A 7,002-nucleotide genomic window follows, 5' to 3' on the forward strand; every position below is an offset into this window, starting at 1 on the left:
CGGATGCCAAAGCTCTTCTTTTTAAGCCTGATTTCATCTAACAGCCTCACCTTTAAAATAGCTTGATGGTATAGGCATTTCCCATCTTCCAACAATCAAAATGGAGCACCTAACACAAAAACCCCAAGAAAGAACAAAGTCAAAATCGAAAAGGCAAAACTTAAAATACACAAAAATGAAAACAAGAATAATTTCTTGAAGAATCCTTTAAGGGTTCGATCAAAAAAGTATTTTCGATAAATACAAACACCACAAAAAACTATAAATAATAAAAGCAATATGAACGGATAGTTAATTTTTGACTGTTCCATCTTAAGAAAATCGAGGTAATGCTTTTCTTCAAGAAAAGCATACAGCGGGAACAGCAAAGACAATAAAAGAAATTGTGAGATAATCTTTATATGGACACTCATCTTACATGCTTCCTAAAGCAATGGAATGGAATGGGATTCTCCCATCCAGGCATCTGATAACCAGGCATTGTAAAACTCGGGACATAACCCATAACACTGCCCAACAATCCAGCGACATAAGAGCTACTGTTATATTCACCCTCTCCCATTTTTTCGCCAAAAACATTGTCAGGAAAAGAATAGTTTAAAACACCATCTTCGAATGATTTTGCTCCTACAATCAGCCTATCTGCAAAAGTTTGAGCACTCATATTTGATGGCGGATGAATGGTTTTGATAGAAACAATCCCACCAGGTAAATCACTTTTTGCTCTATAAAAGTTGGTGCGTATTTTTTTATCTGCTGTGGGCTGACCATCAACACCTATAAATCCAGAATAACTATCCCATATTACAATCAAAAAATGCAAACTGGGAGACTTCGGACTGAACATCCCCATTAATTCGCTAACTGCTACACGGGCGTACAATTCAACAACGGGTGCCGCATGTTTTACAGCAATTACAGACCCAAGATTTGTGTTTGTAACAACTTTTCCACTTGGTTTTGATTTTGCTTTGCCTGTTGTCATCAAATACCCCCCTCTTGTTCTAGTGCTAAGATACCAAACCAAACCGTTAAAGTTTCTGCGCCTTCAGTATCAATACGCGGGCATAAGCCGAACTCATCGGTATACCCCTTGTAAACCTTGCCTGTGCTTGATTTAATGTAGTATGCAACACCATCGAGCACTTGCCCCGTTTTTTCGTCTACGGCTCTAATTTGCTCATCATAAAATGGAGCTAATGCGGGATTCCCGTAGGCATCATCATCGTATGATGACGTGTGGTGCAAAACAGAAAGCATGGGCGGCGGTGGATGGCAAGCACATATACATAAATCGCCCTCTAAAGCCATTTGATTACCGTTGCCCGCCCCGAATCTTCTCGGTCCTCCAGCTTTAGCAATAACGCCTATTTTCCCGCAGGCTTCACATTTGACTTTGCCACCGATTAAGGCGACCTGATGCCCGTGTAGCGTGTTTTCTGGTCCATCGTAGGGCAAAACGGCTCCGCCTGTCGATGGTGGGTCACCGACAACAATTTGCTTTCTCATTACCATTTTAAACCCCTGCCAGCGGTGCTTTTAAATTGTCTGAACCTGTAGTGATAATTGCACCACATCCAGCGACCGCACCGATATGCGCCCAGGGGACATCATTCGTTGACATATCTGAACGCGCACTAATAGGCGTATCGCCGTGGATTGGGCATCGATGGATGTCGCCTGCTTTGGCTATTGCTACTCCGTCAATTTTCGCATTGGCCGTCGCCGTAATTATCTCGCCGCCGTGGTCGCTTTTATCGCCTAAACGCGAAACTGATACATTTGTTTCCATGCCGCTTTCTCCCAGTGGTTAATAATCCAAATATGATATACCAGCGACAATTAAATGTTTGCTCAATAACGAGCCTTTTAAGCTAAAATTAAACCACGGTACAGGCTGAGGAGTCGATGACCGTGCAACATCGGAAACGATGGGAAGCCCGCCCTTGGTTGATTCAACCGTTCGGCGGGCTTTTTCTTGTCCAGATGCCGCCCTTATCCGAAGTTGCTACAAATACCTGCGGGGTGAGAAACGCGAAAGCGTTTCGAGGGGCTGGCGAAGCCCCTTTACTATGGTTTTATTTATTGCGGTTTTGACCGCTTAAGCGGTCGAGCAACTCTTGTGTTTCTATCCTACACATAAGCAAGCGGTGCATGTTAAATATAAAGATTTGTTAAAACCGCGCGCGCGCGTTACGGTTTTTGAAAGCCTTTACCAGCCTGTCTTTAACAATCAATCGGGTTACCAAAACCACGAAAAAGCGGTTACTGAAAACACGTCCCTATCCACAGGTTTTGGTTACTGAAAACACGTCCCTATCCACAGGAGATAAAAGTTATCCACAGGTTTTTGTAACTCGTGGTTCTTGTAACTTGACTATCGTTGTTTTAGTAACTACACTATCGTTGTTCTAGTAACCAAATTGGTAACGATATGGCATCTCATCTCACAACTGACCGCTACAGGCAAAAGGATTTTTTTATTGCCGACATCTTCGATGTCTCGCCAAAAGACGACTTGGCAAGCATGGAGCATCCATTATTTGCTTTAAAAGCAGGTGATAAAAATCCACGTCATTACGAACATAACGGGATAACAGTGGATGTTTATCCTGGGAGCTGGGGATTAGCCACTATCCACGATAAGGATATTTGGATTTATTGCATCAGCCAGTTGGTCGAAGCCATGAACCGCGACCGCGAGGATGTGCAAAGGACGGTTCGATTTACCGCCTACGATTTCCTTAAAACGACCAATCGCCGCACTGACGGCGATAGCTATAACCGCATGGCGGACGCTTTAAACCGCTTACAAAGCACTACAATTAACACAAGCATCGAAACCGAAAACTATCGCGAACGTGCGGGCTTTAGCCTTGTTGATTCATGGCGGGTCATCGAGCGGTCGCCCAACGATAATCGTATGGTTGCGGTCGAAGTTACACTACCAAATTGGCTTTTTCGTTCGGTTCGCTCAATGAAAGTCCTTACATTAAGCCCCGATTATTTCTTACTGCGCAAAGCCCTTGATAGGCGCGTGTACGAGTTGGCGCGTAAACATTGCGGTAACCAGCCAAAATGGGCTGTTTCTGTCGCGGTTTTGCATAAAAAAACAGGTAGCACTTCTCCGCTGAAGAAATTCCGCTTCGACCTCAAGTCACTCGCTCAATCGAACGAACTACCCGATTATCGAGTTGCTTATGATGAAACGACCGATATACTCACCTTTTATGCGCGTGGGGGTAAAGGCGCACGCGCACAAATTGGGGATATGCTCACTAAAACCAACCGCTCAACCAAATAACCTAAACCCATTCAAGCGTTGTTTATACAACGCTTTTCGCTCTTTCGTCTTAGCAAGCCTAACGCCCCAGGTAATGCGTTGTAACGTCCTCGCGGCTATGCCCCAATTCTTCAGCTACAACCAGCCGAGCCGCATAATCGCTCGCTCTGTTGATTCTTTCTATTGCGGCTCGTTCTACAACTGGGGCGGATTGCCCTGTTTCTTGCTTGTAACGTTGCTGTGCGTATCCGTGTCGTAATCCGTGCGATGTTATACCATGCGCTCTGGTAATCTTTGCCGCTCTGCAAACGCTGTTGTAATGGTTCTTAACCTGCGCCAAACTAAGTCGCGGGTCGGATGTACTGGCATGTTTATGCGCCGCGAATGTCTTTGCCCGTTCTATCAGCTCGCGCTTTTGCGGCGTGTCGATGGGTACAACACGGTCGCGCCCGCCTTTCGTTCCAAGCGTTACTGCCAAATACGCCCCACGGTCGGCAACATACGGACGCAGTTGCATGGCTTCTCGTACACGTAAACCAAAGCTGTGTTGCAACTCCATTTGCAATGCCACTCGCGCATCAATGCGCCGCACCTCGTCTATTTTCGCGGCAATATCAATCCCTTTTGCCTGCCAGCTTTTATCTTCATGTGCGATGGATGTACGGCTTGCCGCTCCCGTAACACTCACATAATGCGCCGATGGCAATACCAAGCCATCTTTGCCTATCCACTGCGCAAACGTGCGCAATATGCTTATATTATTTTGCAAGGTCGATGCGGATAAGCCGCGCTCCTCCCAATGGTTTACAAGCGCCTGCATGTGCCTACCCTTAAACTGCTCAACTCGTTCTAACTTATAACCAAGCTCTCTCAACTCGTTAAAACTGCGGTAAAGCACGTCTGCTCGCTTATCCTGCGTTGCTGCACTCGCTACGGTTTTGTAACCCGTCTCGCCTTTGGTTGCGTTGTGTTCTTTCAATACGGCTGCAAGGCTACCTTTCCAGCCGCTTTTTATGCTGTTTTTGCTCATTATTAATCTGCCTATCCTAATCTATGGGTTTGCCTGTTTAATGCTGTTTAAGCCCGTTTAAAACTCAATTTTGGGGCTATGGATTTACTTAAGCGTTTACTTACTGCTTTACGCAATGTTTCCACTGTCGTAAAACACCCAAAATTTCGGGCGTTTTCGGCTTTTGTCATAACCGAAATCGGTAATTGTTCAATCAACCGCTGCATTGCCCTGCTTCCAACACGGGGCGGCGGCTCGCAAACCACACTTACGTTAAGCACGACAAAATCAACGCATGCGGGTGCGTCGCTTTTACCGTTGGTTCTCAACTGGTAATCTGCAAAATCAGCAATATATTGCTATGTTTTTTAAAATGCGCGGCTCGTCGGGACGACCGTTCGACATTTTCAGGACTATGTGTATCGGCGCGTACATCATTGCTTTTTTCACTAAAAGCAAAACGCCCTCTACGTTGATGTGCATGACTTATTGGGTGCAAACCAATGTTGTCAGCTAGGATATGCCTTAATGGCGTATGAAGCGCACAACGTTACTCGTGCTTTGCATGCACGCGTTATCGCTCCTGTAGTAATCTTCTTTTGCTGTTCGCAATTGAAGTAAAACATCCACACCGTGTACTACTCATACGATGCCGACAGTCCGTTGCTTGGATGTTACTGTCACTTATTGTGCATTTTAAAATGATGCACCAAACATTTTGGTATTAATAATTTATCATAATCGCCAAAAACTTTCTTTTCACCTTGCAATTATCTGTTGCAATGTTGGTGCAATGCTACAAATGGCGGGTTGTGGCACGGGTTCATGTGCCACTCTCTTTTGCAAAACCCACAAAAGAGAGTGGCGTTTTGATGCAAATTTCTCATGCTCGGCGATAACTGTTGCGGCCGCATTTTCGCGGGCGCGAAAATGAAGATGCGCACATGCCTAACAATGGGGATTCGCTTTTGCACGCTAAAAAACGCGTGCGCCTCATTGATTAAACACCAAATCAACGAGGGATTTTTGTGTGTTCAATCGTGTTCAAAACTTAAAAATCACACGACATGGAAGTACACGCAATTTAAATTAAGTCGTGTCTGCTATGTGTGTGATAATAAAGTCAACAATACACGATTGAACAAAGGGAATTTGACGATGAAACCTCTCGACATTAAAGCCGCTTCTTCTCTCTTTAAAGTCTCTCGCTCTACTATTTACGCGAAAATCGAAAAAGGCGAGCTGTCTCGCCGTGCTGATAAGAAGCTCGACTTTGTGGAACTGGTGCGTGTCTTTGGCGAACCGTCAAACAGGCTAACAAAACACGAACGTACACAAGAAAAACTGGACACAATTCGAACACTTAAGGACACAAAACAAGAAAACACGAATCCTGGGGAGCAGGAGGCGGCTCTTTTGGCTCGAATCCGCAAGCTCGAGGATGACTTGCAACATGCCCGCGACCGCGAAAAATGGCTTCAAGGGCAATTCGACAAGCTGACCGACACGGTTAAACTGCTCAACGCACCCAAACCCGATACGGACGAAAAAACGCCCAAAAAACAGGGGTTCTTTGGGCGGGTGTTCGGCAAATAATCAGTTTATTCGTATTGCTTCTCTCGATGGCTCAAACATTTCAGGCATTCCTCTTTCTACCCATTTGTTATATTCAACCATTATGTTTTGACTGTCAGAAAACACGAACAGAACTACACAAAACAAGTTAATAAAACCTACAAACAAAAATGCCTTTTGTTTTGTTGTGTAAAAAACCGCCCAAGAAACAGCACTAAAGACCAATAAAACCATTGAGCACATCACGAAATCAAGCCCAGAATGGTTACTATCCCCTAATATCGTCACTACAAACAAACCAAGTAAAGCAAGCGGAATCGCCAACATTCCTAAGAAAAGAGAAATCAAAAACATTTTTTTTCGAAACCCATACGCCACTTTCATAAATCAAATCATCACGTAAAAGCCAAAGATAGCCAAAAAAATAATCGCAACTAAATACCAGCGAATCCGCCACTGAAAGTGAAACGCGCTGTAAATAAACGCAAAGTATAAACTGACTGGGAACGCAAACAGTACGGCGCCCATTTGTGCCCATTCATTACAATATCTTGCTGTTTCACAAGGCGGAGGGAAATATAAAGATAAACCTAAACCGAACATGAGCATACTCATCCCTAATGATAAGTATTTTGCGACAGATTCGATCAGAGGTTTGTGTTTTTGTTCGGTTTCCACTTAATTTCCAAACACTGGAAGCCCAATAGCATATTGGCAAAGACACCATACTAGAAACATACAGAAAAAAGTTACGAGTAAGGGCAAGCAAATACGCCACTTTATTGGTCGAATATCAACTTTAAAATACCAAGCTAGTACAATAACCCAAGCTAAAAAAGAGGAAAGATGCACTAACGTAATGATTGGATATAACACGGTCCAGATGTTAAGTGAACCGCAAAAATGACCTGCATACCCAAAGGTCGATGGCTTTGAAAAAGACACATAATCACTCGTTAGGCCATATATCATGGTCAACGGGAATATCCAAAATCCATAAAGAAGCCTTTGCATCTATTGAAGCCCCATGTTTTTTATTTCGGATGCCAAAGCTCTTCTTTTTAAGCCTGATTTCATCTAACAGCCTCACCTTTAAAATAGCTTGATGGTATAGGCATTTCCCATCTTCCAACAA

9 protein-coding genes are annotated in these 7,002 nt (G+C 44.1%); 2 read left to right on the top strand and 7 right to left on the bottom strand.

The features are described 5' to 3' along the window. Positions 1-409 precede the first annotated feature (409 nt). From DFR44_RS10870 to DFR44_RS10880, 3 genes are read right to left on the bottom strand one after another with little or no spacing between them, the layout of a single operon-like run. Positions 410-985, bottom strand: a complete 576-nt coding sequence (locus DFR44_RS10870) for a hypothetical protein (RefSeq protein ID WP_133621592.1) — start codon at positions 983-985, stop codon at positions 410-412. Beyond that, a complete protein-coding gene (locus tag DFR44_RS10875; protein ID WP_162845257.1) occupies positions 985-1,509 on the bottom strand; it encodes a PAAR domain-containing protein in 525 nt (174 codons plus the stop codon). The genes DFR44_RS10870 and DFR44_RS10875 overlap by 1 nt, the downstream gene beginning before the upstream one ends. Positions 1,510-1,516: 7 nt before the next feature. Next, the gene (locus DFR44_RS10880) at positions 1,517-1,792 is read right to left on the bottom strand and encodes a PAAR domain-containing protein (protein ID WP_133621594.1); all 276 of its coding nucleotides are present in this window, start codon (positions 1,790-1,792) and stop codon (positions 1,517-1,519) included. 642 nt (positions 1,793-2,434) lie between these two features. Between DFR44_RS10880 and DFR44_RS10885 the strand changes: the two genes are divergently transcribed. After that, on the top strand, positions 2,435-3,304 hold the full coding sequence (locus tag DFR44_RS10885) for a replication initiator protein A (protein WP_133621595.1): 870 nt from the start codon (positions 2,435-2,437) through the stop codon (positions 3,302-3,304). Between the two features lie 58 nt (positions 3,305-3,362). Here DFR44_RS10885 and DFR44_RS10890 read toward each other — a convergent pair whose 3' ends face one another. After that, positions 3,363-4,313 (bottom strand): tyrosine-type recombinase/integrase, encoded by a 951-nt coding sequence (locus DFR44_RS10890; RefSeq protein ID WP_133621596.1) that lies wholly within the window; start codon positions 4,311-4,313, stop codon positions 3,363-3,365. Positions 4,314-5,450: 1,137 nt separating this feature from the next. Between DFR44_RS10890 and DFR44_RS10895 the strand changes: the two genes are divergently transcribed. Beyond that, a complete protein-coding gene (locus DFR44_RS10895) occupies positions 5,451-5,888 on the top strand; it encodes a plasmid replication DNA-binding protein (RefSeq protein WP_133621597.1) in 438 nt (145 codons plus the stop codon). Here the strand turns inward: DFR44_RS10895 and DFR44_RS10900 are convergent, their stop codons facing one another. The 3 genes from DFR44_RS10900 to DFR44_RS11605 all read right to left on the bottom strand — a co-directional run. After that, on the bottom strand, positions 5,889-6,251 hold the full coding sequence (locus DFR44_RS10900; RefSeq protein WP_133621598.1) for a hypothetical protein: 363 nt from the start codon (positions 6,249-6,251) through the stop codon (positions 5,889-5,891). A 3-nt stretch (positions 6,252-6,254) separates the two neighbouring features. Beyond that, positions 6,255-6,545 carry a hypothetical protein gene (locus DFR44_RS10905; protein ID WP_133621599.1) on the bottom strand — a complete coding sequence of 97 codons (291 nt, stop codon included), beginning with the start codon at positions 6,543-6,545 and terminating at the stop codon, positions 6,255-6,257. Positions 6,546-6,816: 271 nt separating this feature from the next. Continuing rightward, positions 6,817-7,002, bottom strand: a 186-nt coding sequence (locus DFR44_RS11605; RefSeq protein ID WP_211336944.1) for a hypothetical protein, incomplete at its 5' end; no start/stop codon positions are given.

Source organism: Hydromonas duriensis, assembly GCF_004363775.1.
Classification (GTDB): Bacteria; Pseudomonadota; Gammaproteobacteria; order Burkholderiales; family Burkholderiaceae; genus Hydromonas; species Hydromonas duriensis.